General features: G+C 46.7%; 24 protein-coding genes. 7 read left to right on the top strand and 17 right to left on the bottom strand.

The genetic code is table 11. The features are described from left to right. Positions 1-2: 2 nt before the first annotated feature. Genes ilvD through ilvG form a run of 4 tightly spaced genes read right to left on the bottom strand, consistent with a single transcriptional unit; the run spans position 3 to position 4,776 of the window. Positions 3-1,844: a dihydroxy-acid dehydratase gene (ilvD, locus tag L0991_13440; protein ID XGB62365.1), complete on the bottom strand. Its 1,842-nt coding sequence runs from the start codon at positions 1,842-1,844 to the stop codon at positions 3-5. A gap of 33 nt (positions 1,845-1,877) precedes the next feature. Further along, on the bottom strand, positions 1,878-2,831 hold the full coding sequence (locus L0991_13445; GenBank protein ID XGB62366.1) for a branched-chain amino acid transaminase: 954 nt from the start codon (positions 2,829-2,831) through the stop codon (positions 1,878-1,880). A 12-nt stretch (positions 2,832-2,843) separates the two neighbouring features. Further along, positions 2,844-3,128: an acetolactate synthase 2 small subunit gene (ilvM, locus tag L0991_13450; protein ID XGB62367.1), complete on the bottom strand. Its 285-nt coding sequence runs from the start codon at positions 3,126-3,128 to the stop codon at positions 2,844-2,846. A gap of 1 nt (position 3,129) precedes the next feature. Continuing rightward, positions 3,130-4,776: an acetolactate synthase 2 catalytic subunit gene (gene ilvG / locus L0991_13455; GenBank protein XGB62368.1), complete on the bottom strand. Its 1,647-nt coding sequence runs from the start codon at positions 4,774-4,776 to the stop codon at positions 3,130-3,132. Between the two features lie 472 nt (positions 4,777-5,248). Between ilvG and L0991_13460 the strand changes: the two genes are divergently transcribed. Next, entirely contained in the window at positions 5,249-6,772 is a 1,524-nt protein-coding gene (locus tag L0991_13460) for a YifB family Mg chelatase-like AAA ATPase (GenBank protein XGB62369.1), read from the top strand. A gap of 65 nt (positions 6,773-6,837) precedes the next feature. Here L0991_13460 and L0991_13465 read toward each other — a convergent pair whose 3' ends face one another. The 6 genes from L0991_13465 to L0991_13490 all read right to left on the bottom strand — a co-directional run bounded on the left by L0991_13465 (position 6,838) and on the right by L0991_13490 (position 12,040). Further along, positions 6,838-7,794, bottom strand: coding sequence for a DUF2860 domain-containing protein (locus tag L0991_13465; GenBank protein XGB62370.1), 957 nt, complete (start codon positions 7,792-7,794; stop codon positions 6,838-6,840). A gap of 231 nt (positions 7,795-8,025) precedes the next feature. After that, on the bottom strand, positions 8,026-8,625 hold the full coding sequence (locus L0991_13470; GenBank protein ID XGB62371.1) for a thiol:disulfide interchange protein DsbA/DsbL: 600 nt from the start codon (positions 8,623-8,625) through the stop codon (positions 8,026-8,028). 55 nt (positions 8,626-8,680) lie between these two features. Then, complete coding sequence (locus L0991_13475; GenBank protein ID XGB63905.1) at positions 8,681-9,667, bottom strand: serine/threonine protein kinase; 987 nt, start codon at positions 9,665-9,667, stop codon at positions 8,681-8,683. Positions 9,668-9,738: 71 nt separating this feature from the next. Beyond that, a complete protein-coding gene (ccoG, locus tag L0991_13480) occupies positions 9,739-11,157 on the bottom strand; it encodes a cytochrome c oxidase accessory protein CcoG (GenBank protein ID XGB62372.1) in 1,419 nt (472 codons plus the stop codon). Between the two features lie 322 nt (positions 11,158-11,479). Next, complete coding sequence (locus tag L0991_13485; protein ID XGB62373.1) at positions 11,480-11,743, bottom strand: YihD family protein; 264 nt, start codon at positions 11,741-11,743, stop codon at positions 11,480-11,482. A gap of 129 nt (positions 11,744-11,872) precedes the next feature. Further along, a complete protein-coding gene (locus tag L0991_13490) occupies positions 11,873-12,040 on the bottom strand; it encodes a hypothetical protein (GenBank protein XGB62374.1) in 168 nt (55 codons plus the stop codon). Positions 12,041-12,323: 283 nt separating this feature from the next. Between L0991_13490 and L0991_13495 the strand changes: the two genes are divergently transcribed. Further along, positions 12,324-13,115, top strand: a complete 792-nt coding sequence (locus L0991_13495; GenBank protein XGB62375.1) for a sporulation protein — start codon at positions 12,324-12,326, stop codon at positions 13,113-13,115. A 141-nt stretch (positions 13,116-13,256) separates the two neighbouring features. Beyond that, entirely contained in the window at positions 13,257-13,910 is a 654-nt protein-coding gene (locus tag L0991_13500; protein ID XGB62376.1) for a hemolysin III family protein, read from the top strand. Here L0991_13500 and L0991_13505 read toward each other — a convergent pair. The 6 genes from L0991_13505 to def form a co-directional block, all read right to left on the bottom strand. After that, positions 13,907-14,482, bottom strand: a complete 576-nt coding sequence (locus L0991_13505; GenBank protein XGB62377.1) for a DUF3157 family protein — start codon at positions 14,480-14,482, stop codon at positions 13,907-13,909. The genes L0991_13500 and L0991_13505 overlap by 4 nt on opposite strands. A gap of 28 nt (positions 14,483-14,510) precedes the next feature. Further along, positions 14,511-15,956 carry a TrkH family potassium uptake protein gene (locus tag L0991_13510; GenBank protein XGB62378.1) on the bottom strand — a complete coding sequence of 482 codons (1,446 nt, stop codon included), beginning with the start codon at positions 15,954-15,956 and terminating at the stop codon, positions 14,511-14,513. A gap of 48 nt (positions 15,957-16,004) precedes the next feature. Continuing rightward, a complete protein-coding gene (gene trkA, locus L0991_13515; protein XGB62379.1) occupies positions 16,005-17,381 on the bottom strand; it encodes a Trk system potassium transporter TrkA in 1,377 nt (458 codons plus the stop codon). Positions 17,382-17,491: 110 nt separating this feature from the next. Next, a complete protein-coding gene (gene rsmB / locus L0991_13520; protein XGB62380.1) occupies positions 17,492-18,772 on the bottom strand; it encodes a 16S rRNA (cytosine(967)-C(5))-methyltransferase RsmB in 1,281 nt (426 codons plus the stop codon). An 89-nt stretch (positions 18,773-18,861) separates the two neighbouring features. After that, positions 18,862-19,809: a methionyl-tRNA formyltransferase gene (gene fmt, locus L0991_13525; GenBank protein XGB62381.1), complete on the bottom strand. Its 948-nt coding sequence runs from the start codon at positions 19,807-19,809 to the stop codon at positions 18,862-18,864. Positions 19,810-19,844: 35 nt separating this feature from the next. After that, positions 19,845-20,360, bottom strand: a complete 516-nt coding sequence (def, locus tag L0991_13530) for a peptide deformylase (protein XGB62382.1) — start codon at positions 20,358-20,360, stop codon at positions 19,845-19,847. A gap of 129 nt (positions 20,361-20,489) precedes the next feature. Here def and L0991_13535 point away from each other — a divergent pair, with 129 nt between their 5' ends. Genes L0991_13535 through L0991_13550 form a run of 4 tightly spaced genes read left to right on the top strand, consistent with a single transcriptional unit; the run spans position 20,490 to position 23,745 of the window. Continuing rightward, on the top strand, positions 20,490-21,575 hold the full coding sequence (locus L0991_13535; protein XGB62383.1) for a LysM peptidoglycan-binding domain-containing protein: 1,086 nt from the start codon (positions 20,490-20,492) through the stop codon (positions 21,573-21,575). Continuing rightward, a complete protein-coding gene (gene dprA / locus L0991_13540; protein ID XGB62384.1) occupies positions 21,572-22,684 on the top strand; it encodes a DNA-processing protein DprA in 1,113 nt (370 codons plus the stop codon). The genes L0991_13535 and dprA overlap by 4 nt, the downstream gene beginning before the upstream one ends. A gap of 2 nt (positions 22,685-22,686) precedes the next feature. Beyond that, positions 22,687-23,163, top strand: coding sequence for a DUF494 family protein (locus tag L0991_13545; GenBank protein XGB62385.1), 477 nt, complete (start codon positions 22,687-22,689; stop codon positions 23,161-23,163). Positions 23,164-23,175: 12 nt separating this feature from the next. Further along, positions 23,176-23,745, top strand: coding sequence for a topoisomerase DNA-binding C4 zinc finger domain-containing protein (locus L0991_13550; protein ID XGB62386.1), 570 nt, complete (start codon positions 23,176-23,178; stop codon positions 23,743-23,745). Positions 23,746-23,820: 75 nt separating this feature from the next. Here the strand turns inward: L0991_13550 and L0991_13555 are convergent, their stop codons facing one another. Continuing rightward, positions 23,821-24,951 carry a 5-(carboxyamino)imidazole ribonucleotide synthase gene (locus L0991_13555; GenBank protein XGB62387.1) on the bottom strand — a complete coding sequence of 377 codons (1,131 nt, stop codon included), beginning with the start codon at positions 24,949-24,951 and terminating at the stop codon, positions 23,821-23,823. Positions 24,952-24,956 lie beyond the last annotated feature (5 nt).

Genomic DNA, 24,956 nt, shown 5'->3' on the forward strand with positions numbered 1-24,956 from the left:
GATTAGCCCTCAAGCTTCGACTTATCACGCACCGCGCCTTTATCAGCACTGGTTGCCATGCTTGCGTAAGCTTTTAGTGCGAATGATACTTCACGTTGACGGTCTGCTGGTTTCCAGCCTAGTGCATCCTGCTTAACACGACGTGCTTCTAGCTCAGCCTCAGGCACATCCAGTGTGATTGAACGGCTAGGGATATCGATAGTGATGATGTCGCCATCTTGAACTAGGCCGATAGTACCGCCACTTGCTGCTTCTGGAGAAGCGTGACCGATAGATAGACCCGATGTACCACCAGAGAAACGACCATCCGTTAGTAGTGCACAAGACTTACCTAAGCCCATAGATTTTAGGTAAGTCGTCGGGTAAAGCATCTCTTGCATGCCCGGACCACCTTTAGGGCCTTCGTAACGGATAACAACCACTTCACCCGCTTTTACTTTGCCACCTAAGATGCCTTCTACGGCTGTGTCTTGGCTTTCAAATACGATAGCAGGACCTTGGAATTTCAGGTTCTCTTCATCAACGCCTGCTGTCTTAACGATACAACCGTCAACGGCGATATTACCTGAAAGTACCGCTAGGCCACCTTCTTGGCTGAATGCGTTCTCTTTGGTACGGATACAACCTTCTTTACGGTCGTCATCAAGGCGATCCCAACGACAATCTTGCGAGAAGGCTTTAGTCGTACGAATACCAGCAGGACCCGCGCGGAAGAACTTAAGTACCGCTTCGTCCTCTGTCTGCATGATGTCGTATTGAGCAAGCTGCTCTTGCATGCTTAGGCCAAGTACAGTACGAGTTTGGTTGTTCAGTAGGCCTGCACGGTCTAGCTCACCTAGGATAGCCATTACACCACCAGCGCGGTGAACGTCTTCCATGTGGTATTTCGGTGTTGAAGGAGCCACTTTACATAGGTGTGGAACACGACGAGACATCTCGTCGATATCGCCCATATCAAAGTCCACTTCACCTTCTTGAGCCGCTGCTAATAGGTGAAGAACGGTGTTACTAGAACCACCCATTGCGATATCTAGAGCCATCGCATTTTGAAAGGCTGCGCGGTTCGCGATATTGCGAGGCAGTGCTGATGCGTCGTCTTGCTCGTAGTAACGCTTAGTCAGGTCAACGATACGCTTGCCGGCATTGATGAACAGCTCTTCACGGTCAGCGTGCGTTGCTAGCATAGAGCCGTTACCTGGCTGAGACAGACCAAGCGCTTCGGTTAGACAGTTCATTGAGTTAGCCGTGAACATGCCTGAACATGAACCACATGTTGGACATGCAGAGCGCTCTACTTGCTCACTTTGCTCATCTGAAATTGTTGGATCGGCACCTTGGATCATCGCATCAACAAGGTCTAGCTTGATGATCTGATCGGAAAGCTTGGTTTTACCTGCTTCCATTGGGCCACCTGATACAAAGATCACTGGGATGTTTAGGCGCATTGCTGCCATCATCATTCCCGGAGTGATTTTGTCACAGTTAGAGATACATACCATCGCATCCGCACAGTGAGCATTAACCATGTACTCTACAGAGTCTGCGATAAGCTCACGTGATGGCAGTGAGTACAGCATGCCGCCGTGACCCATTGCGATACCATCATCAACTGCGATGGTATTGAATTCTTTAGCGATACCGCCCGCTTTCTCGATTTCACCTGCAACTAATTGGCCCATATCTTTAAGGTGAACGTGGCCCGGTACGAATTGAGTGAAAGAGTTTACAACTGCGATGATTGGCTTACCGAAGTCATCATCTTTAACGCCAGTTGCACGCCATAAAGCGCGCGCACCAGCCATGTTGCGTCCGTGGGTAGTCGTTGCTGAACGATAGATTGGCATTGCTTAAATCCTTATAAAATATTTGGCTGTTGCTTACTGATTTTCTGAAGTTTGGTTTTCTGGGTAAACATAGTCTAGCCAGCCCCACTTATCTTCAGTGGTACCATTGAAAAGACCAAAGTAAGCCGCTTGAACTTTTTCAGTGATAGGACCGCGTTTGCCTTCACCTACTGTAATTTTGTCTACACTGCGAACTGGAACAATTTCCGCTGCTGTGCCTGTCATGAAGACTTCGTCGGCAAGGTATAGCGCTTCGCGAGCAATGTTCTCTTCACGGATCTCATACCCCATGTCTTTTGCTAGCGTCATGATTGAATCACGCGTGATGCCCGGCAGAATTGCACTGGTCGCTGGTGGTGTAGATAGCACGCCATTGCGCACAACAAAGATGTTCTCACCCGCACCTTCAGAAAGGTAACCATCGACACTGAGAGCGATACCTTCATCGTAACCATGACGACGTGCTTCACCACCAACCAGTAGTGAAGATAGGTAGTTACCACCCGCTTTTGCAGCTGTTGGGATGGTGTTTGGAGCCGCACGGTTCCAGCTTGAGATCATCGCATCTACGCCATTTTCTAGCGCTTCTTCACCTAGGTAAGAGCCCCAAGGGAAAGCGGCGATGATTAGGTCCATCTCAGTATTTTCTGGAGGACATACACCCAAACCCACGTTACCAACAAAGCCTAGAGGGCGGATGTACGCAGACTCTAGTTTGTTTTGACGTAGTGTTTCGCGAGTCGCTTCCATAATTTCTTCCTCAGTGTAAGGAATCGGGAAGCGGTAGATTTTTGCTGAGTCTTTTAGGCGCTTTGCGTGCTCTGGGTGACGGAAGATGACCGGACCTTTTGGTGTGTCGTAGCAACGTACACCTTCAAACACTGAAGTACCGTAGTGCATAGCGTGGGTTAAGACGTGAACGTTCGCCTCAGCCCAAGGAACCATTTCACCATTAAACCAAATATAGTCTGCCGTTTTTGCTGTCATGTTTGCGGTTCCTTATGCACTTATCTTTTGTTGTAAGTTGTTGTTTGGCAATTCATTACGACTGATAGAGATAACGTCAACGGTACGTACATCCCACAGCTTTTCGATTTGATTTACCAAGAAGGAAATTGGACGCTCACTGTCGACAATGATCTCAACGCTGGCGATCTTGCTTTCATGATTCTGAGTACCGGCTACTTGCTTAACGATGAAACCACGGTGACGAATAACACGAAGAACACGCTCTAGTAGTACTGGCTTATCATCGGCTTTGATGTCTAATAGGTATCTTTTCATGTTATGTGTTCTCCAACATATCACTGTTTGAAGCACCTGGCGGTACTAGTGGCCATACGTTCTCTTCTTCATCGATAAGAACATGAAGTAGGTAAGCCGTCTTGCTCTCTAGCATCTCTTTTAGAGCGGGTTCTACTTCTTCTTTGCGAGTGATGGTCTTGCCTGGGATATCGAAGGCTTTTGCAAGCATTACGAAGTCTGGGTTGTCATCTAAGATGGTTTCACTGTGGCGACCATCAAAGAACAGAGATTGCCATTGGCGAACCATACCCAAGCGAGAGTTGTTTAGCAGTACCATCTTCACTGGGATTTGGCGGCGTTTTAGCGTACCAAGCTCTTGCACGTTCATCATGAACGAACCATCACCAGAGATAAGGATAGATTGGTCATCAGGACGGCCAACCGAAGCACCCATCGCGGCTGGTAAACCAAAGCCCATGGTGCCTAAACCGGCAGAGGTGATGAAGTTTTGTGGATCGCGAGGTTGAATATGCTGCGCAGCCCACATTTGGTGTTGGCCTACATCAGTTGAAACGATAGAGCTTGCTGGCATCATGTCTGAAAGCTGCTTCAACAGCAGTGGAGCAAAGATCAGATCTCCTGGGTGGTCATATCGCCACTTGAATGAGCTACGTAGGCCTTCAGAATGATGAACCCAAGAAGAGATGTCTTGAGTAAGCTCTAGTTGAGGCATGATCTTGTTGATGTCGCCACGAATTGGTGCATTAGCCAGACGCAGTTTACTGAACTCAGCTGCATCGATATCGATATGGATAACCTTAGCGTGAGGTGCAAAGGTATCGAGCTTGCCTGTTACTCGGTCATCAAAACGAGCACCAACAACAATCAATAAATCACTCTCTTGAACCACTAGGTTAGCGGCTTTGGTGCCGTGCATACCTAACATGCCTAAGTAGTGTGGGTCGTCACGCTCAATGGTACCTAAGCCTTTCAGTGTACTTACTGCTGGCATTGGGTTGAGGCGTAAGAACTCACGAACTGCGCCGGTTGCTTTTGCCAGTTGCACACCACCACCTACGTATAACACGGGGCGGGTTGCTTGAGATAAGAAATATTGTGCCTGCTCAATCGCATCGGTTGTCGCAACCGGAATTGCAGGAGGAGTAAATTCAGGAAGAGAGTTTACAGGAGCTTCAGCCAGTTGAACATCCTTGGCGATATCAACGATAACTGGGCCAGGTCGGCCAGATTTTGCTACCACAAACGCTTCGGCTAGTGTTGGAGCTAGCTCTTCAATGTCGGTGACTAGGTAGCTGTGTTTAGTACATGATAGAGACATACCAATCACATCCATCTCTTGGAATGCATCGGTACCTATGTGGGAGCTTGCAACTTGACCTGTGATTGCAACCAGTGGGATAGAATCCATAAAGGCATCGGCTAAACCAGTGACTAGGTTAGTAGCACCAGGGCCTGAGGTTGCCATACACACTGCCACATCTTGTGTTGCACGAGCCATACCGATCGCAGCCATTGCTGCGCCTTGCTCATGGCGACATAAGATATGTTCAACTCCGCCGTCATAAAGTGCATCGTAGATTGGCATGATGGCACCACCTGGGTAGCCAAATACGGTCTCTATTCCTTGCTGCTTTAGTGCGGATACGACTAATTCTGCGCCTTTCATCGGAATTCTCCCGTATTACCTTTATTTTGGTAACTTTTTCCTTTGTCTCTGCACATCTTGTGCTCCCATTCTTCCTGTAAATCGGCAAAGCCGAAAATGTTCAAAAATATAAAATTCGAATCTATAAATTAGAAAAAACCCCCGGACTTGTCAGTGCGGGGGTTTTTTCTAATTCGTGGTTACTTTTTTCCCACTCGCCCCCGCGCAGTCTCAATAATGACTACGATAATCAGGTTAATCAGTGCGTAAATGCGAGCGTTGAAGTTCATATAATTCGAGTTTTCTTGTTTATTCTGTTCAGTAAATGTCTACATCTCTAGTGTTATCACACAAATCTGTCGCATGACAAGGAAAATGTCATTCTTTTTTCACATTAAAACACCATTCCACCAAGCTATATAACAATCTTATTGCTTTGGTGCGCAACGAATATCCAGAGCGAATACTTTTAAATCAAAGACAAAGGAAAGTTATGGGACTCGCGATAATTCATAGCCGGGCTAGTGTGGGGGTAGAAGCGCCAGAAGTGACGGTTGAGGTGCATATCAGCAATGGAATGCCGGGGTTCACGCTGGTGGGTTTACCTGAAACGACAGTCAAAGAGTCCAAGGACAGAGTCCGAAGTGCCATCATCAATTCTCGCTTTGAGTTTCCATCGAAAAGAATCACGGTCAACCTTGCTCCGGCGGATTTGCCAAAAGAGGGCGGCCGTTTTGATTTACCGATTGCGCTTGGAATCTTAGTCGCCTCTGAGCAACTTCCTACCTCCAAGATCGCGCAGCATGAGTTTATCGGTGAGTTGGCACTGTCGGGAGAACTGCGTTCAGTGAAAGGGGTACTGCCAGCAACACTGGCTGCTGATAGTGTTGAGCGCTGCTTGGTTGTGCCGCATTACAATGGCGATCAGGCGGCTCTAGTGGGGAAAGGGGCCCATAAGTCGGCGCAAACCCTATTGGAAGTTTGCGCAGATATGTGTGGTCAGGCTCAACTGGGTTTGTATCGCACCGAGCAACATCAAGTCGATGTGTCTGAGCTTCGTGACTTGCAGGACATCATTGGCCAACAGCAGGGTAAGCGAGCATTGGAGATCGCAGCTGCGGGTAACCATAACTTACTTTTTCTCGGACCTCCTGGAACGGGCAAGACCATGTTAGCGTCTCGTCTGCGTGATTTGTTACCTGATATGAGTGATGATGAGGCGATGGAAACGGCATCAGTCGCTTCGTTGACTCAGCAAGAGATTAATCAATACAACTGGAAGCAACGTCCGTTTCGCGCGCCACATCATTCGAGCTCAATGGCAGCGCTGGTTGGTGGTGGCTCTGTACCTCGCCCGGGCGAGATCTCTTTGGCACATAATGGTTTATTGTTTCTTGATGAGATGCCCGAGTTTGAGCGTAAGGTGCTCGATTCATTGCGTGAACCACTGGAGTCGGGTGAAATCATTATCTCTCGGGTGGCGGGTAAAACTCGCTTTCCTGCGCGCTTTCAATTAATTGGTGCATTGAACCCTAGTCCAACTGGTTACTATGAGGGTAATCAAGCGCGTGCTAACCCGCAGATCATATTGCGCTACCTCAACCGGCTATCAGGGCCATTGCTTGATCGGTTTGATATGTCTCTCGAGATCCCACTATTGCCCAAAGGAATGCTCGCCGAAGGTGGTGACAGAGGTGAAACTACCCAAGTCGTGAAGCAGAGGGTCAAGCAGGCTCGTCAAACCATGTTGTCTAGGAATCATAAATCGAATGCACTGCTCGGCAGTCGAGAAATTGAAAAGTACTGTCCACTGCGACGCGAAGATGCGGAGTTTCTCGAAACGGCACTGCATCGTTTGGGGCTATCGATTCGTGCCTATCACCGAATCATCAAGGTCGCACGCACCATCGCTGATCTGGACGGTAACGAGCAGATAGAAAAGAAACACTTATCCGAAGCTCTCGGTTACCGCGCGATGGATAGATTATTGAAGCAACTTACGGCACAAGCTGTGTAGTGAAAAGTAGGAAAAGCCTGCATAGATGCAGGCTTTGGTTTGATAGTGTATCCGTATCGGCTGGGTTAGAACTTGTAGTTTAAGCCAACTGAAACAATGTATTGAGACTCATCATAGAAGGTAATGTTCGAGTCGCTCGTGCCGTAACCTGCAAGAGAAACGAACGACCAGTTTTCCCAGTCCATGAATTGATCATATTCGTAAGCTGCGAAGAGGTTGATGTTATCGTCACTACGCTTTTTGTCATAGATTGGGTTGCTAGCGTCATATGAACGTTGGTTGTAGCCCGCTGTTAATGCGTATTGGTGACGACCCATACCACCAAATAAGCTGACTTCACCACCGAACTGTTCGAATGATTCAGCATTACCTTCCGCATCACTTGATTGGTAAATCAAAGATGGTACTAGCATCATGGTGCGGCTGATTGGCTGGCGGTACTGACCTTTCAAGTAGATGGTATCAGCATCACGCTTAAGCTCTTCGTATCCAACCAGATCGCTATCGACATCTTTGGTCGCGTAAGCCATATCCAGTGAGAAAGCTGAACCTGCGATGTTACTTAGCTTCAAACGGAAAGCATTACCAGTTTCATCGGTTTTGCTTCGAGCGACACCCTCTGCATAAGGGTTGGCCCAGGTTTCACCTGACATAATGGTTGGTAGTAGTGAAGCGTCAATAACCATGCCTGATTCAAGTTGGTATTTGTAACCAACCTCAAGCACTACGGTACCCGTAGCCACGTCATCACGTGCAGTACCTGTGTAGACTTGATGATTTAACTTTTCACCAAAGGTGTAAGCGATACTACCTAGCGGTGCGACAAGAAATGAGCTCTCAGATGAGGCTTTCTGGGTGTTTGATGAAATTGTGCTATTAGCATCGGTATCAAAGTTTGAGGTAGAGGAGGTTACCCCGGTGTTAATAGAGATTTCACCACTGAAGCCTTGCTCATCAGCAAGCTTGGCAAACGCGGGCGCAGCAGCAACGCTTAACGCTAATAACGTATATTTGATTTTCATTCAGAGGCTCCTTGCCCCAGTGATTGGCAGCAATAAATGGCTGTTAATAAGAAGTTATAGAAAACAACAAAATCTAAAGGTTCACTTTATCGCGCACCTTATAAAGGTTTATTGGATAAATGGGAAGTAGAACTAGACTGAGGACTGGCTTTACTTCCTATAGTGATTAAAAAGCGTCAGGTACAAAAAAGGAAGCCGAAGCTCCCTTATTTTTGATTTTTGATGGTTTTTTTACTTCTTCAGCAAGAAATTAACCAATTCGAAGTACTCGTCTAGGCTGCTGATGCCTTGTGCTTCTACTAAGTAACGGTTGTTAACCACAACTGCTGGTACACCAGAAAGACCGCTGTCTTTGAATGCTTTATCAAAACGACGAACCATAGAATCTACAGCAAAGCCGTTGTAGGCCGCATCGAATTTCTTCGCATCAACACCTTCATCTAAGAAGATTTGACGTAGTTCTGCTTCATCGCGTGGTGGCTTGTTCATGTTGTGAATGCGGTTAAACATCACTGGTACCATTTTGTCTTCCACTTTTAGTGCAATCATGGTCGCGTAAGCTTTGCTCATTGGCAGACCCATGTTGCCACCCATGAATGAAACATGGTTTTTCTGTAGCTTAGCGTCTTTCGGTAACTGCTGTTTTAGCTGCTGGATGATAGGCTCAAAGCTATTACAGTGTGGGCAGTAGAAAGAGAAGAATTCAGTTACCACAGGTTTCTTTGATGCTTCTAGATCAAGAACTTTGTAGTGCTCACCTTCGTTAAATTTCGCAGCGTGAGCTGACAGGCTCAACATGATCAATGAGAAAAATGCGAATAGCTTTTTCATTTATTCAATCTCCATTATGTTTGAATTTTTATCTAGTTGTATGTTGCGATTGCGGTTACCACTGAGGCATCAACGAAAGTGGTGGCTCTTGCAGGGTAGCAATTTGCTCTTTACAAGCAAGTACTTGTTGCTCCCAATATTTCGGGTCATTGAACCATGGGAAGGCCAACGGAAACGCTGGATCGTCCCATCGCTTAGCTAACCATGCCATGTAATGCACCATACGTAGACCGCGCAGGGGCTCAATTAGTTTCAGTTGTGAGCTATTAAAATCACAAAACTCTTGGTAATTCTCTAGCAGAATATCCAATTGCATTAGCTTATCTTGGCGTTCACCATTCAGTAGCATCCATAGGTCTTGGACCGCAGGGCCGTTACGTGCATCATCAAGATCGACGAACATTGGCCCATCACGCCATAAGATATTACCTGGGTGGCAATCACCATGCAGGCGGATGTTCTCAACGTTGTTCGGCCATTGACTCTCTAGCTCTTTGATCAACATGTCGATGTCGTTAAAGAAGGCGTTCTCTAGGTGCATCGGGATAAATTGAGAGTTTTCTAAGATCTTGCGTGGTTGATGCAGGTATTCATCTAGGCTGATCGTAGGACGATGCTGAAAGGTCTTAGCCGCACTTGCCTTATGAATCCTACCAAGGAAACGGCCAACGCCTTCTAACTGATCCAGATTATCCACTTCATACTGTCTGCCACCGACGCTCTCAAACAGCGCGAACAGGTAGCCCTGATACTCATGCAGGGTAGCACCATTGATACGCATTGGCGGCGCGACGGGAATCTCTTGGTCGATGAGCTCCAATGCAAAGTCATGCTCTTCTTGGATCTGTGCTTTGTTCCAGCGCTGAGGGCGATAAAACTTAACGACGTAGCGTTTACGGTCTTCATCGGTGAATTGATAGACCCGGTTTTCGTAGCTGTTCAGAGCAAGAAGCCCAGATTCAGCACGCACCCCAATGCTCTCCAGTGCGAACCACATGAAGTCGGGGGTCAGGTTATCAAAGTTAAAGGCTTGCATCGTCATATAATAAAAAAGGCTCATTACTGAGCCTTTTTCCATTTATTAGGTGTTATACCAATCGTGTGTGACTAGTATCAGAGCTTCTTGATAAAGCGGCTTTCTACTTTCATCGTAAACTCTTCATTATCCGAGAGTATAAACTGAATTGTCGAAACAGGTGAGCTCAGTTTCTCAGGATCAGCACCTAAACTGATAGGTAGGTTCAAAACCTCGCCCGGAGCAACCGTCACGGTCTGCTTGCCGTACCAAATTGAACCTGGTAATCCGCTTACTTCGAGCTTGTACTCTTGTTCTTGTTGAGTCTTGTTGATTACCTTGAGGGTATAGGTGTTTTCAACCAGCCCCTGAGTGTTGACTCTGAACAGTTGGTTTCTATCACGCAGAACACTTAATCCTGCTGGGTCGACGCTGGCGATCTGTACAAAGAACAAGCCAAGCATCAGAACAAGTATTGCACCGTAGCCCAATAATTTAGGACGCATTACTTTAGTCGAGTGGCCTTCAAGCCTATGCTCCGTGGTGTAGTTAATCAGACCTTTTTCATAGCCCATACGCTCCATGGTCTTGTCGCAGGCATCAATACACGCACCACAGTTAATACATTCGTATTGCAGGCCGTCACGGATATCAATGCCCGTCGGACAAACTTGCACACACAGGTTACAGTCAATACAGTCGCCAAGACCAAGTGCTTTAGGATCTGCCTTGCGAGAACGAGGACCACGGCTCTCACCACGCTTGTTATCGTAGCCTACGATGAAAGTGTCTTTATCAAACATCGCAGATTGGAAGCGAGCATAAGGACACATGTGCAGACAAACAATTGAACGCATCCAACCAGCGTTGGCATAAGTACAGCCAGCGAAGAACAGTACCCAGAACACTGGCCAGAACGAAGAGTTAAAGGTAAAGAAACCAACCACTAGTTCTTTGATTGGGATGAAGTAACCAACAAAGGTCAAACCGGTCGCGATAGCAATTGCCCACCATGCAATGTGCTTGATGGTTTTTCTGATCATCAGATTGGTGGTCAACTTGCCAGAATCTTGTTTTCTTCGCTTATTGGCAGCACCTTCGAGCTTCTCTTCGAACCAGATGTACATGAAGGTCCACACGGTTTGCGGGCACAGGTAACCACACCACACACGGCCTAAAAAGGTGGTGATAAAGAACAGGCCGAAGGCGGCAATCATAAATAAGATCGCAAGTAGGGTGAGATCTTGCGGGTAGAGAGTGGTGCCGAAGAAGTTGAACTGCTGGCTACCGATATCGAGCAAGATTGCTTGTCGCTCACCAAATGGAATCCATGGGATCAGCGCAAAAAGTAAAAGTAAGAACCAACCACCGTAGCGGCGTAATTGTTGGAATTTACCTTTGCTTTCTCGAACATAGATTCGGTTACTTGGGTTAAATCGATCTCCATTACCTTTATGTGTCTTAGGGTTAAAGGTTTTAGGAGTCACATCTTTGATATCGATTTTATCCTGACTCATGGACTATCCTTTTGGTGGCTATACCCTTCTTCGAGAGTATTGACGACATTGCTTTAAAAATATGATGTTAGAGGATCTAAGCTTAAGTTTGGTGCAAGGCTGAAAGAGCACTCACTCTTATTATTTTAGAAGATCCTTATAGGTGGCGATTATAGCGACAATCTTGTTCTCATTTCTTTAACGCAATCAACCTTTAACAACAAAAGTCATAACAGTTGTGACGAAAAAATAGCGAACAGAAACAAAAAAGCGACCGAGTGGTCGCTTTTTTAAATTGAGCTATTTATCTATAACGCAATGGCGTTTTAACACATAGAGATGATTAAAGTAGGCCACGTGCTTTTAGGATTGCGGTTTTGAAATCGTCTTCTTGATCTTTTTTAAGGCCAGGAATCATTTCATCTTTTTCGCTGTTGCGCATTTTCAGATGGTAGATAAGTACATCATCAGTCAGGTCTTCAAGCTTACCATCGTAGCCTGCTTCTTTTGACAGATTAATGATGAACTCTAACAAGTTAAGCTCTTGATCTTTCTGCCACTCTGGCTCCATCAGTTCAAGCAGTTCTTCTATGCGGTGACACTTCATACTTTATTCTCCACAAATTTTATAATGATTTGTGGTTAAGGTATCAAATCGGTTAAGGAATACCAATGTGTAAACGTATTTCCAGAGTATGTCGGGCAAGAAAAAAGCGCAGTAAAACTGCGCTTTTTGTTAAGCGGCTTTAATTACTTTTGTTGTAGTCGGTGCTAATAAAGCAGTCTTCTCAACTAAAGTCATTGTAGGAGCCAATTTCTTTGCCGTTGGAGCAGCAACAAAGCCACTACGACGACGCATCGCACTACGGTTGGTGTGCGAGAACCTGACAGCTGTTGGGCGCATTAATTTACCTAACGGTCAGGCATATCCATTGCCAATCTAATGGCCTGATTCACTATGAGATCCGCCTCAATTGCTTGAAGAGTCACTCGTCTGGCTTCCGCCAATCCGAATAGTAAATCAGGATAATGATATGCATGCATATCGAGTATTAGATTATCACTATCTCAGTTATCGATCGACGCTTGAGTGATAAATAGACGATATTAGAGCTAAAATTGTGTGAGCAGTATATTTGAGTTTGAACCTCTTTCAGGCTTAAGATGATGCTTTAAAGGAGGTGCATATGTCGTTCTTAAAGAAAACGTTAGCAAGTTTTGGTATTGGGTCGGCTAAGGTCGATTCGGTATTGCAACAGGAAGTGCTGTACCCAGGGCAGAAGGCGAGCATTATTGTGCATGTGTATGGTGGCGCCCAGCCGCAGGAGATCGACAATATCGATCTTAATCTGTGCTGTCGTTACGTCAAAGAAGTCACCATGAACTCGCAAAGGCAAGAGGGCGGCCAAACACGCCGCATGCAGCAGACATACTCACTAGCAAAATGGAGCCTGCCATACGCGTTTGTTATTCAGCCGGGTGAAACTCGCGACTTTGAGTGTGAGTTTGATGTTCCGTTGAACACACCGGTGACGATTGGCGATTCCAAGGTGTGGCTGGAAACAGGGCTAGACATAGCGATGGCGATTGACCCCTCGGATAAAGATATCTTAACGGTTCGCCCTGATGCACTCCTTGATGGCATTTTTAACGAACTGGAAGCTCAAGGGTTACGTATTCGTCAGGTTGAGTGTGAAGCGGTTGATGGCTTTGAACTTCCGTTTGTTCAAGAGTTTGAGTTTGTTCCAACCACAGGGCCTTATCATGGCCGTTGGCGCGAGCTGGAAGTGGTTGCTCATCGAGATGACAAAGAACTTAAGCTATGGTTTGAAATAGACCGTAATCGCGATGGTGCAAAAGGTATGTTGGCAAGTTTGCTAGGCATTGGCCAATTGCATCGACAGTTGAGCGTGCCACTCGATACCTCCCCAGAAGAGGCGGGTAAGATGGTAATTGAGTATCTAGAAAGCGCGTCTTAGTGCTTTCTAAATAAATGATGCTTAAGGGATCGGTTGTCTCCGATCTCTTGAGATTTTACATGTCATAAAAATTTAAGCTTACACGTGTACGCTTAATGTGTAATACTAGCGTTATCGAACATTTACTCTAGTAGGATAATCATGTCTGCATCATCGGCGAGCGAATACAGTGACATCGAAGAACGCGCCAATGCGATAACCCATGGCTTGGGCGTTGTACTTGGCGTGGTTGGTCTAATCCTGCTACTGATCCGTGCGTTTGACCATCAAGCCGACACACTGACGATTGCCAGTATGGCGGTGTATGGCAGCAGTATCATTCTGCTGTTTCTTGCTTCTACGCTTTACCACTCTATCACCACAGAAAAAACCAAACGTCTGCTGAAAACTCTCGATCACTGCGCGATTTACTTACTGATCGCAGGCAGCTACACACCATTTTTACTGGTTAGCTTAAGAACGCCATTAGCGATGGGGTTGATGGCGGTGATTTGGGGAATTGCGCTGGTCGGCATCATTATGAAGATAGCCTTCGTCTACCGATTTAAGCGATTGTCATTGGTGACTTACTTAGCAATGGGCTGGTTGTCACTGATCGTGGTGTATCAACTGGCGATGAATATTGAGATGGGCGGCTTGGTGCTATTAGCACTCGGTGGCGTGATTTACTCGTTAGGTGTGATTTTCTATGTAGCTAAGCGCATCCCATACAATCATGCCATCTGGCACTTGTTTGTGTTGGCGGGCTGCGCTTGCCACTTCTTCGCGATCTATCTGTACGTGACTCCGGTTTAGCGAGTCAGTACTTCAACGATTTCTGCTTTAATTTGGTACTCAGGGTGCTGCTCAACCTCTAGCTTGATCGAGGTGCCTTCAGCATCCGTTTTTGGGCGAAGGTAGGTATCTGCCATACGCTTGATTGATTTCCAAACGGAGACCGTTTTCTCTTCTAAAAGCTCACCGCTAGTAGAATAAAGGTCGAGCTTTACCGACACCAAGATCACAGCTTGTGTACTTTGGTTGGTAATCGCCGTTGGAATTATCAGCTCACCATCTTCATAGTGGCTAGCACCGAATACCACATCAACCCCTGATTGTGACAGCTGTAGGCTTGGCTTCTTGCTATCAACAACAATTGTCGTACCTTGCATATTCGTTGCAATCGGAACGGCGACAACAGGTGCGGCAGCAACAGGCTCCGTGCTCTTTGATGTTACTGCTTCTTTTGTTTGCTGCTGTGGTACCACGTATTGCCACGTAAAATCATCTTTCAGCAATATCTGTTTGCCATCTTGCAGAGTCACCATCTGATCGGCCAATGCTGAACTGCTCAGCAGTGCGCTTGCGATAAGTAGGTATGATCTCATATCTCTATATCCTTAAGTATTTGTGTAACTAGCGTCGCCAGAAGGCAGGGAAGAATAGAACGATAAGTGTCAGGATCTCGAGTCTTCCCATCAACATGCCGAAGCTTAGTAACCATTTAGCACCGTCTGGCAGTGGAGCAAAGTTACCTGTTGGACCAATAACACTACCCATTCCCGGACCCACGTTAGCAACTGCAGTCACAGCACCAGAGATACTGGTGATTGGGTCCAACCCCATCGCACTCAAACCGCCAGCGATTAAGATAATCGTAATAAAGAACATCAAACCAAATGCTACCAATGAGCGCACGATATCGTCGCTCACAGGACGTTGATTGTAGCGCTGAACAAATACGCCTGATGGGTGAATTAACTTCATCATCTGTTTGTGAAGCATCGTCATCGCTATCTGGAAGCGGAATATCTTGATACCACCCGAGGTTGAACCTGAACATGCGCCAGCCATCATCAAGAAGGCAAACAAGGTGGTTGGTAGTGCGCCCCATGCTGTGAAGTCTTCCAAACCAAAACCGGTAGTGGTGACTACGGATACTATGTTGAACATAGAAACACGCAGTGCATCCAAAACGGTGTAGCCATCTCTCACCACAAGCCATGTTGAAATGACCGCACTGGTGAATAAGAACAGGTAGGTAAAGCCTTTCACCTGAGCATCTTTGTAGAGGATAGACAGTTTTCTACCACGCAGTGCGCTAACGAATAGCAGAAATGGTAAGCCACCAAGGAACATGAACACTGTACCCACCCAGTGAGCGCTATTTGAGAAGTGGTTCATCGAGCCATCTGAAGTCGAGTAACCGCCAGTCGATAGCGTGGTGAACGAGTGGTTGATGGCATCAAACACGCTCATGCCCGCAAACAGGTAGCTCACTAAGCATAAACCCGTTAATACCAGATAAACGGCTACGATATTCTTGGCGACAGTTTTTGCTCGAGGGCTGCTTTTATCGGACCAATCGGAAGATTCAGTTTGGAACAGGCGCATACCACCGACGTTAAGCATCGGCAGTACCGCAACCGCCATTACGATGAAACCAATGCCACCCAGCCATTGTAGTATTGAGCGCCACAGTAGAATACTTGGTGCCATGCTGTCTAAGCCACTCAGTACTGTTGAACCTGTTGTGGTAATACCCGACATGGTTTCAAAATAAGCGTCAGTGAAGCTGATGTGGTTGATGAACACGAACGGTAGCGCAGCGAAGGCACTGGCTATTGTCCATACCAGAGAGGTGATCAGGAACATATCCCGCACCCCAAGTCTGAACTTGGCAGAGCGGCCTAAACTCAAGCAGATGAACGCGACGATGTGCGTGATCACCACTGATTGACCGAATTCGAGAAAGCCACCTGTGCCGGTAAAGAAGGCGACCAGTGTTGGGATGTACATGAACAGGGCCAGTTTTGATAACACTAACCCTATCACTAATAATATAGGACGAAAATTGACCATAGCTTAATGCCTAAGCGCGTTGTTACGTGAAGACTTATGAGAATAAGGCTACAAGAAGAACGGACTCGGTTGGAAAAGAGACTCAACATCAGGCACGTATTTCTTGTCTACTAGGAACATTACTACGTGGTCATCTTGTTCGATCACGGTTCTATCGTGCGCGATAAGCACCTCTTCTCCGCGAACAATGGCACCAATGGTGGTGCCCGGTGGTAGTTTTATATCGCCAATCGCTCGGCCAACGACTTTAGATGTGGTTTCGTCACCGTGGGCAATCGCTTCGATAGCCTCAGCAGCACCGCGACGTAGAGAAGATACGTTAACAATATCAGCACGACGAACGTGAGTAAGTAGCGCAGAAATGGTCGCTTGTTGTGGGGAGATTGCAATGTCAATCACACCGCCTTGCACAAGGTCTACATAGGCACCGCGCTGAATCAGTACCATTACTTTTTTGGCACCCATACGCTTAGCCAGCATTGCCGACATGATGTTGGTTTCATCTTCATTGGTTAGGGCAATGAACACATCAACTTGATCGATGTTCTCTTCGGTCAGTAGCTCTTGGTCTGCAGCATCACCACAGAATACGATGGTGTTTTCTAATTCTTCAGATAGCTTCTCTGCACGTGTGTAGCTACGCTCGATAAGCTTGATGCTGTAGCTCTGCTCAAGGCGTTTCGCTAGGCTTGCACCGATGTTACCACCACCAACAATCATTATGCGGCGGTACGGTTTCTCTAGGCGCTGTAGCTCACTCATTACTGAGCGGATATGGTTACTTGCCGCTACAAAGAACACTTCATCATCGGCTTCAATAATTGTGGTGCCTTGTGGGCGAATAGGGCGACCTTGACGGAAGATAGCCGCCACACGTGTATCGATGTGTGGCATGTGCTCACGCAAAGCAGACAGGGCATTACCAACCAGTGGACCACCATAGTAGGCTTTTACCGCCACTAGGCTGACTTTCTGTTCTGCGAAGCTCACCACTTGTAGTGCGCCTGGGTATTGGATCAAACGCTCAATGTAGCTGGTGACCAGTTCTTCCGGTGCGATCAGGTGATCGACAGGGATTGCACCTGATTTGAACAGCGCTTCTTTCTCTTCTAGATATTCTGGAGAACGAATACGTGCAATTCGGTTTGGCGTATTAAAAAGAGAGAAGGCAACCTGACACGCGGCCATGTTGGTTTCATCCATGTTGGTTACTGCAACCAACATGTCGGCATCTTGCGCACCCGCTTCACGTAATGTGTTTGGGTGGCTGGCATAGCCGTTTACAACCCTAAGGTCATATTTATCTTGAAGTTCACGCAGTCGGTCGGCATTACGGTCGACGATCGTGATGTCATTGTTTTCACCCACTAGGTTTTCAGCAAGGGTACCGCCTACTTGTCCAGCACCTAGGATAATGATCTTCATAGCCTTTCTCTTATTTTTGCCGTTGTAATTCTAGTGTTCTCATTTTGCTTTGATAATGCACTAGAAAGAAACAGCGGCTAAGAAATAAAATTCTTAGCCGCTGTTAATTGTTATGCCTGTTTTACTAGAACTGCGTAGTAGAAGCCATCCATATCTTCTTCACCAGGCAGTATTTGACGACCCGGATTTTCGATATCAGACCCAACTAGTGTTGCGTTCTCAGTACGTTCTAGGAATGCTTTCACCTGCAGAACGTTCTCTTGTGGTGTGATAGAACATGTTGCGTAAACCATGGTGCCGCCTTCTTTCAGCTGGCGCCACATTGCATCCATGATCTCACTTTGTAGTTCCGCTAGTGCTTCAATATCCGATGCACGACGTAGCCATTTGATGTCTGGGTGACGACGGATTACGCCAGTCGCCGAACAAGGCGCATCAAGTAGGATACGGTCGAACTTATCGCCCATCCACCACTCTTCAGGGTAGCGAGCATCGCCACAAATTACGTCGGCACGCAGTTGTAGACGTTCAAGGTTATCGTAAACACGGTCTAAGCGTTTAACATCACAGTCAATCGCAACCACTTCTGTGTCGTTAGTGTGCTCAAGAATGTGCGCGGTCTTGCCGCCTGGTGCTGCACAACAGTCTAGGATCAGCTCACCGTCTTTTGGTGTTAGGTAATCAACCGAAAGCTGAGCCGCTGCGTCCTGTACTGAAACCCAACCTTTGTCGAAGCCTGGCAATAAAGTTACATCACAAGGTGAAGCCAATTTTATTGCATCCGCTGCTTCTGAGTGCAGGGTGTATTCAATGTTTTCGTTTTTAAGCAGTTCAACATACTCGTCACGAGTGTGGTGTTGGCGATTTACGCGCAGCCACATAGGTGCCTTGCTGTTGTTGGCTTCAATCAGTAGCTCCCATTGATCTGGGTAGCTCTCTTGAAGCATTTTTAGAATCCAGCTTGGGTGGCCGTATTTGCCCGCGTTGTGGCTAACTGCTTTTTCATCCAGCTCTTCTTGGTCACGTAGGTAGCTACGTAATACTGCGTTGATCAAACCACTTAGGTTTGGACCACGCAGTGTTTTTGTGCCCTCAACCGTTTCCGCAACAGCTGCATGCGAAGGGATACGCATGAAGCTCAGTTGATAAATGCCCACCAAAATCAGGTGGTGGAATACACGCTTTTTACCTTTAAGCGGGTTTTCCATCAGCTCGTTAGCGATTGACTCTAGGCGAGGCAGGTAACGAAGTGCGCCGTAGCAAATCTCTTGCAGTAGAGCATGGTCTCGCGGGCGGATCGTTTTTTGAGCCGCAGGGAGAGCGTGTGAAAGAGAGTGGCCTTTATCGACAACTTGAAATAGGACATTTGCAGCAGCAGCGCGAACATTCATGAGGGGTACCGAATATTTATTTGAATACATGAGGGCATCTCTGCCCTCGTAAAGGTTTTCTAAACTGCGTTATGGCAGCTTTAAAGCGGTTAAGAAAGTTGAGTTCCAACTTCAAACCAGCTTGCACGAGAGTTCAAGATATCCTGAACAGACATAGCTTTTTTACCTGGTACTTGCAGCTGTTCAAGAACAAGTACGCCTTGCCCGGTTGCCACATAGATACCCGTTTTATCCGCTTGCAGAATAGTACCTGCAGGCTTATCAGAAGTTTGCTCTGCCACACGGCTTTGCCATACCTTGATGCTGTTTTCTGCAGCTTCAAAGTGGCTCATTGGCCATGGGTTGAAAGCACGAACGCAGCGCTCAATATGAGCCGCGTCATCACTCCAGTTGATACGCGCTTCTTCTTTGCTTAGCTTTTTCGCGTAGTTCGCAAGTTCGTCGTCTTGCTTTTCAGCGACTGCTTTGCCTGAAGCGATGTCAGCTAAACACTCAACAAGAGCGTCAGGGCCAAGGCCCGCTAACTTCTCGTACATCGATGCACTAGTATCTGTTGCTTCGATTGGTAACGTAGCGATACTCAGCATGTCACCTGTGTCTAGGCCGATATCCATCTGCATGATCGTAACGCCAGTCTCTTTATCACCCGCCCAGATAGAGCGTTGAATTGGAGCAGCACCACGCCAGCGCGGTAGAATAGAACCATGCACATTGATACAACCTAAGCGAGGCGTATCTAGAACCACTTGTGGGAGCAATAAGCCGTACGCTACAACAACCATGATGTCCGCATTCAAATCCGCTAGCTCTTGCTTAGCTTCATCTGACTTGAAGTTTTCTGGTTGGTAAACCGGAATGTTATTTTCAAGAGCGATGTTTTTTACTGGGCTCGCAGTCAGTTTCTTACCGCGGCCTGCTGGACGATCTGGCTGTGTATAAACAGCAATAACTTCATGCTCCGAAGACAACAACGCCGCCAAGTGACGGGCGGCGAAATCCGGAGTACCTGCGAAGACAATTCTTAAAGACTGACTCAAGGTAGGCTTCCTTCTTAATTTAGTAATAGCTGCGATTATTTGCCTTGCTTCTCATTGAAGCGTTTGATTTTCGCTAGCTTATCTTGAATACGTTTACGCTTAAGTGGCGATAGGTAATCAACAAACAACTTGCCTTCTAGGTGGTCAAGTTCGTGCTGAACACAGATAGCCAGAAGGTCATCAGCGTCGAATGTGAATTCGTTGCCGTCACGGTCTAGTGCTTTAACCGTTACTTCTGCAGCGCGAGGTACTAGAGCTCGAGCGCCAGGTACAGATAGACAACCTTCTTCGATACCATCTTCGCCGCGCTTCTCGATAATCTCAGGGTTGATAAGAACCATTGGTTCATCACGCGTTTCTGAAATATCAATTACAACGATACGCTGGTGGAAATCTACCTGCGTTGCCGCAAGGCCGATACCTTCTTCGTCGTACATGGTTTCAATCATGTCATCAACGAACTTTTGAATCTCTGGGGTAACTTCTTTTACCGGTTTCGCCACGGTACGTAGACGATCATCTGGTAATGTTAATACTTGTAATACAGACATATACACTCGAAATATTGAACTGTGCCGAAACAGCTTTAACCTTGTTGGCTCAATTCTAGACATTTTAGAGGTCAAATGACAGCATCCTGATGGTAATTCTCCAAATATACAGACCAAGGAAGCTAGGTCATGCGTCATATTTACCCCACTTTATCGCTTGTTTTTTCCTCAATTTCTTTTGTCGCAGTGGCAGAGAATAGTGAGCAACCTTTAACCATTAAGCGAGGTGCACCTGAAGCTTATGTGGTGGTTAAGGGCGACACCTTGTGGGACATCTCAGCAATGTATCTCGATAGCCCTTGGTTGTGGCCAAGGTTATGGCAGGTGAATCCAGAGATAGAAAATCCTCACCTTATTTATCCCGGAGACAAGTTGTCGTTGGTTTGGATTAATGGTGAACCTGTGTTGAGCCTCAAGCCTGTTATCAAACTCAGCCCTAAGATTCGTGTCTCGGAGAAGAAAGCAGTGCCTACTGTGAATGAGGGGTTGGTTTTGCCTTATTTGCAGTCTGATCGCTTGGTTGGGCAGCAAGATATTGAATCAGCGCAACGAGTGTTGGGAACAAGCGATGGAAAACGCTTCTTGTCTGGGGAAGACCGATTATTCATATCTGGAAACCAGCAGCATCCTAAGTGGGGTATCTACCGCGCCGTTGAAACTTATCAAAGGCAGCACCCTCAAGCGAGTATTACTTCTTTGCGCTTGGTTGCCACTGCGCGCTTAAAAGAAGTCGATGATGAGTTCAGCAGTCTACAGATAGACACTCAGCTGCAAGAAGTTCTACTTAACGATCTAGTACTGCCCGAGCTGGGCGTCGACCAAGTGAATCTCTCTATAACGTTTTATCCTGCCCCTAGTGCTGCGGGTCAGTTCGCAAATATATTAGGTTCTCTCGAGGGCAATCAATACAGTGCGAAAAATCAGGTGGTGGTGATCAACAAGGGCTCGCATGACAATCTTCGCCAAGGCTCTATGTTTACTCTCAGTGAAAGTGGTGCTGTCGTGTTCAGCAAACAAGGTGAATATAGCTATAAAGAGTCTGCAGCGAGTAATAAGGTGCAGTTACCAAGTACCTCGCTGGGCAGCCTTATGGTCATTCGACCTTATGAGTATTTTAGCCTCGCCTTGATCACTCAAAGTTCAAAGCCTGTGAGTAATGACATTCTGGCAGTATCGCCTTTGGATCTAGCTGTGACGGAAGAGGGAAGCGAGTGAATGAACAGCAATTGATCGCTTGGTTAACGTTAAGCTTTATTCCGCAACTGGGGGGAAAGCGTCTTGCTCGCCTACTGAGTGTTGATTCTCCTTTAAACATTGTTGGTTACTCAGGGCAACAGCTACAAGCATTGGGCTTATCAACTAAACAAATCTCCTATCTACGAGAGCAAGCCCCAAGAGAGGTAGAGGCTTGTCTCGCTTGGCGAGCTAAACAACCTAATCATCACATCCTTACTCCGAGTTGCCCACATTATCCTAAATTGCTGAGTGAGATTGCCTCGGCGCCCACAGTTCTTTTCGTTAAGGGCAACGTTGAAAAACTGATAGAACCTCAAATCGCCATGGTCGGAAGCCGTAATGCCGGCATCGAAGGTTTACAGACTGCGAAATCATTTGCCAAAGAGTTTGTACAAAATGGCTTGATTGTCACCAGTGGTTTAGCCTTAGGTATCGATGGCTATGCTCATGATGGTGCGTTAGAAAAAGGAGGCGAAACCTTTGCTGTGCTCGGGTCTGGCTTGGATTCTATTTATCCTGCGCGGCACAGAAACCTCGCGGCTCGGATATGTGAAAGCGGGGCGCTAATTTCAGAGTTTCGTCCAAGTGCTAAACCGCGACCTGAACATTTCCCGCGTCGCAATCGTATTATTAGTGGTTTATCGTTAGGAACCTTGGTGATCGAGGCTGCAGAGAAAAGTGGTTCACTAATTACTGCTCGCTACGCTTTGGAGCAAGGACGTGAAGTATTCGCGCTTCCAGGCTCTATTCATAGCCCAACGAGTCGTGGAGGCAACAGCTTAATCAAAGCTGGTGCTTGCTTGGTACAGAGTGCTCAAGATGTATTGGTTGAAATAAAGAGTCTGTTAGACTGGTCTATAGATCAACAGCCTAATTTATTCGAACCTGCGTCAAGCTTGGAAGAAAATGAACAATTGCCATTTCCACATCTGTTAGCTAACGTAGGATTAGAGGCGACACCCGTTGATATTTTGGCACAGAGAACCCATATACCTGTGCATGAAGTCATGATGCAGCTTTTAGAGCTTGAGCTCTCAGGGCATGTTGTTGCAGTTTCCGGTGGCTATATTCGAAAGGGGAGAGGCTAGCTATGATGATGGACATACTGATGTACTTGTTTGAAACCTACATCCATAGCGATTCTGAATTGCAGGTGGATCAAGACGAACTTGAAGATGAACTTCTTCGAGCAGGGTTTCACCAAGATGATATTTATAAGGCTCTCCATTGGTTAGAAGACCTTGCTGCACTGCAAGATACCGATAACCAAGCGGCGATTACTATGTGCTCTAATACCTCGATGCGTGTTTACACAAGTAAAGAGGTATCACGTATTAATATGGAGTGTCGCGGTTTCTTGTTGTTCCTTGAGCAGATCAACGTTCTTACGACAGAGATTCGTGAAATGGTGATTGATCGTGTGATGGGTTTAGAAACCAATGAATTTGAGTTGGATGATCTGAAGTGGATTATCTTAATGGTGCTGTTTAACGTACCGGGTAATGAAAGTGCTTACACGCAAATGGAAGAGCTGTTGTACACCAAAGAGCAAGGTATCTTGCATTAATACAGGCTTATCATGAGTAGTAAGATTGATAATCAGCTTTTTTCAGCACATGAACATGCACTAGAGCATGAACCGTGTCCACAGTGTGGCGGAGAGCTTCAGCTCCGCCATGGTAAGCATGGCCCGTTTTTAGGCTGTAAGCAATATCCGAGTTGCGACTACATCAAGCCTTTGCACCAAAACGATGGCCATGTAGTGAAAGAGTTGGGTGTACCGTGCCCTAAATGCCATAACGAACTGGTGCTGAGGCAAGGTCGCTATGGCATGTTTATTGGTTGTAGCAGCTACCCTGCGTGTAATCACATCGAATCTTTAGGCCAGCCCAAAGAACAACCTGAAGAGCAGCCGTTGGTTGGCTGTCCTGAATGTGGCAAAGGCCATTTGGTCGAGCGTAAATCTCGCTACGGTAAAACCTTCTACGCATGTGATAACTACCCTAAGTGTAAGTTTGCAGTAAATCAGCCGCCTATTATTGGTCGTTGCGAAGCGTGTCAGTTCCCGCTATTACTTGAGAAGAAAACAGCTCACGGAATGAAAAAGCAATGTGCCGACCGCAAATGTCACCACATTCAATCTGAATAGCCTCAGGTTATAGAAATAAAAATGGCGCTCACTGAGCGCCATTTTTTGTATCTAAACTAACAAAGCTATGCTGGCCTATTTCATTTGCTCAGCAAATTCATGAATAGCTGGATAAGCTTTTTTGTCGAGGATATCTGCCAGAGAACATAATGTTCTTTGCAGTTCGGCGCTGTAGTCTGCGCTCACATTAATGTGACCCATCTTACGGCCTGCTCGTTTCTCTTTACCATACCAGTGCACATGACAACCACCTTGAGCCAAAATAGCGTCAGGTAGAGTATCTTCACCAAGGATGTTGATCATTGCGGTTGGACGAATCAACTTGGTGCTACCTAGTGGCATTCCACAGACCGCACGAAGGTGATTCTCAAACTGACAAGTCTCAGCACCTTGCTGTGTCCAGTGGCCTGAGTTATGAACTCGTGGTGCAATCTCGTTAACCAGCAGTGAACCTTGAACGTCAAAGAACTCAAGTGCTAGCACGCCAACGTAATCTAAGCGCTCAGCAACCGCGGTAAACATGGCTTTCGCTTGTTCTTGCAGTTGAATATCATCAATTGCGGTCGATAGGCTTAATACGCCATCGGTGTGAACGTTTTCTGCCAATGGGTAAACTTGAACCTCTCCATTAGTTCCACGAGCACCAACTAGTGATACTTCACGGTCGAACGGAACAAACTCTTCTGCCACAATTGCTTGATTGTCGGTTGCAGCAATGCACTCGGCCATTTCTGTCCAAGTTGCTTCAACGCTTTCTAATGTTTTCAAACGCCACTGGCCTTTGCCATCGTAGCCGCCAAGTGTGCTCTTCAACACCATCGGTAGGCCAACATGAGCAATGGCTGCGTCAAAGTCTTCACGAGAGTTAATCACATAGTACTTAGCGTTCTTCACGTTCGCTTCGTCTAATAGCGCTTTTTCGAGGCGACGGTCACCGCCAGCTTTGATTGCTTCTGTGGTCGGTAAGAACTTACCGCTGCGCTCACATACTTCAAGCACATCATGAGGGATGTGTTCGAACTCAGCAGTAATCACGTCCGCGCGCTCAATCGCATTTTCTAAGCCGTTGCCTAGAATCGCTTGCGTTAATGGATGAACAATATTTTTGCTGCCAACATCAAAAGCAGAAATTTCAATATTCAGCGGTGCCCCAGCTAGGGACATCATGCGAGCAAGTTGGCCCGCGCCTAACACAAGAACATGCATGGGAA

Source organism: Vibrio chagasii, from assembly GCA_041879415.1.
In the GTDB taxonomy this organism is placed as follows: Bacteria; Pseudomonadota; Gammaproteobacteria; order Enterobacterales; family Vibrionaceae; genus Vibrio.

Excerpts from the sequence above, each read along its gene's own strand:
- ilvD (XGB62365.1), bottom strand. The coding sequence starts at position 1,844 with ATGCCAATCTATCGTTCAGCAACGACTACCCACGGACGCAACATGGCT.
- L0991_13445 (XGB62366.1), bottom strand. The coding sequence starts at position 2,831 with ATGACAGCAAAAACGGCAGACTATATTTGGTTTAATGGTGAAATGGTT.
- ilvM (XGB62367.1), bottom strand. The coding sequence starts at position 3,128 with ATGAAAAGATACCTATTAGACATCAAAGCCGATGATAAGCCAGTACTA.
- ilvG (XGB62368.1), bottom strand. The coding sequence starts at position 4,776 with ATGAAAGGCGCAGAATTAGTCGTATCCGCACTAAAGCAGCAAGGAATA.
- L0991_13460 (XGB62369.1), top strand. The coding sequence starts at position 5,249 with ATGGGACTCGCGATAATTCATAGCCGGGCTAGTGTGGGGGTAGAAGCG.
- L0991_13465 (XGB62370.1), bottom strand. The coding sequence starts at position 7,794 with ATGAAAATCAAATATACGTTATTAGCGTTAAGCGTTGCTGCTGCGCCC.
- L0991_13470 (XGB62371.1), bottom strand. The coding sequence starts at position 8,625 with ATGAAAAAGCTATTCGCATTTTTCTCATTGATCATGTTGAGCCTGTCA.
- L0991_13475 (XGB63905.1), bottom strand. The coding sequence starts at position 9,667 with ATGACGATGCAAGCCTTTAACTTTGATAACCTGACCCCCGACTTCATG.
- ccoG (XGB62372.1), bottom strand. The coding sequence starts at position 11,157 with ATGAGTCAGGATAAAATCGATATCAAAGATGTGACTCCTAAAACCTTT.
- L0991_13485 (XGB62373.1), bottom strand. The coding sequence starts at position 11,743 with ATGAAGTGTCACCGCATAGAAGAACTGCTTGAACTGATGGAGCCAGAG.
- L0991_13490 (XGB62374.1), bottom strand. The coding sequence starts at position 12,040 with ATGCGCCCAACAGCTGTCAGGTTCTCGCACACCAACCGTAGTGCGATG.
- L0991_13495 (XGB62375.1), top strand. The coding sequence starts at position 12,324 with ATGTCGTTCTTAAAGAAAACGTTAGCAAGTTTTGGTATTGGGTCGGCT.
- L0991_13500 (XGB62376.1), top strand. The coding sequence starts at position 13,257 with ATGTCTGCATCATCGGCGAGCGAATACAGTGACATCGAAGAACGCGCC.
- L0991_13505 (XGB62377.1), bottom strand. The coding sequence starts at position 14,482 with ATGAGATCATACCTACTTATCGCAAGCGCACTGCTGAGCAGTTCAGCA.
- L0991_13510 (XGB62378.1), bottom strand. The coding sequence starts at position 15,956 with ATGGTCAATTTTCGTCCTATATTATTAGTGATAGGGTTAGTGTTATCA.
- trkA (XGB62379.1), bottom strand. The coding sequence starts at position 17,381 with ATGAAGATCATTATCCTAGGTGCTGGACAAGTAGGCGGTACCCTTGCT.
- rsmB (XGB62380.1), bottom strand. The coding sequence starts at position 18,772 with ATGAATGTTCGCGCTGCTGCTGCAAATGTCCTATTTCAAGTTGTCGAT.
- def (XGB62382.1), bottom strand. The coding sequence starts at position 20,360 with ATGTCTGTATTACAAGTATTAACATTACCAGATGATCGTCTACGTACC.
- L0991_13535 (XGB62383.1), top strand. The coding sequence starts at position 20,490 with ATGCGTCATATTTACCCCACTTTATCGCTTGTTTTTTCCTCAATTTCT.
- L0991_13545 (XGB62385.1), top strand. The coding sequence starts at position 22,687 with ATGATGATGGACATACTGATGTACTTGTTTGAAACCTACATCCATAGC.
- L0991_13550 (XGB62386.1), top strand. The coding sequence starts at position 23,176 with ATGAGTAGTAAGATTGATAATCAGCTTTTTTCAGCACATGAACATGCA.
- L0991_13555 (XGB62387.1), bottom strand. The coding sequence starts at position 24,951 with ATGCATGTTCTTGTGTTAGGCGCGGGCCAACTTGCTCGCATGATGTCC.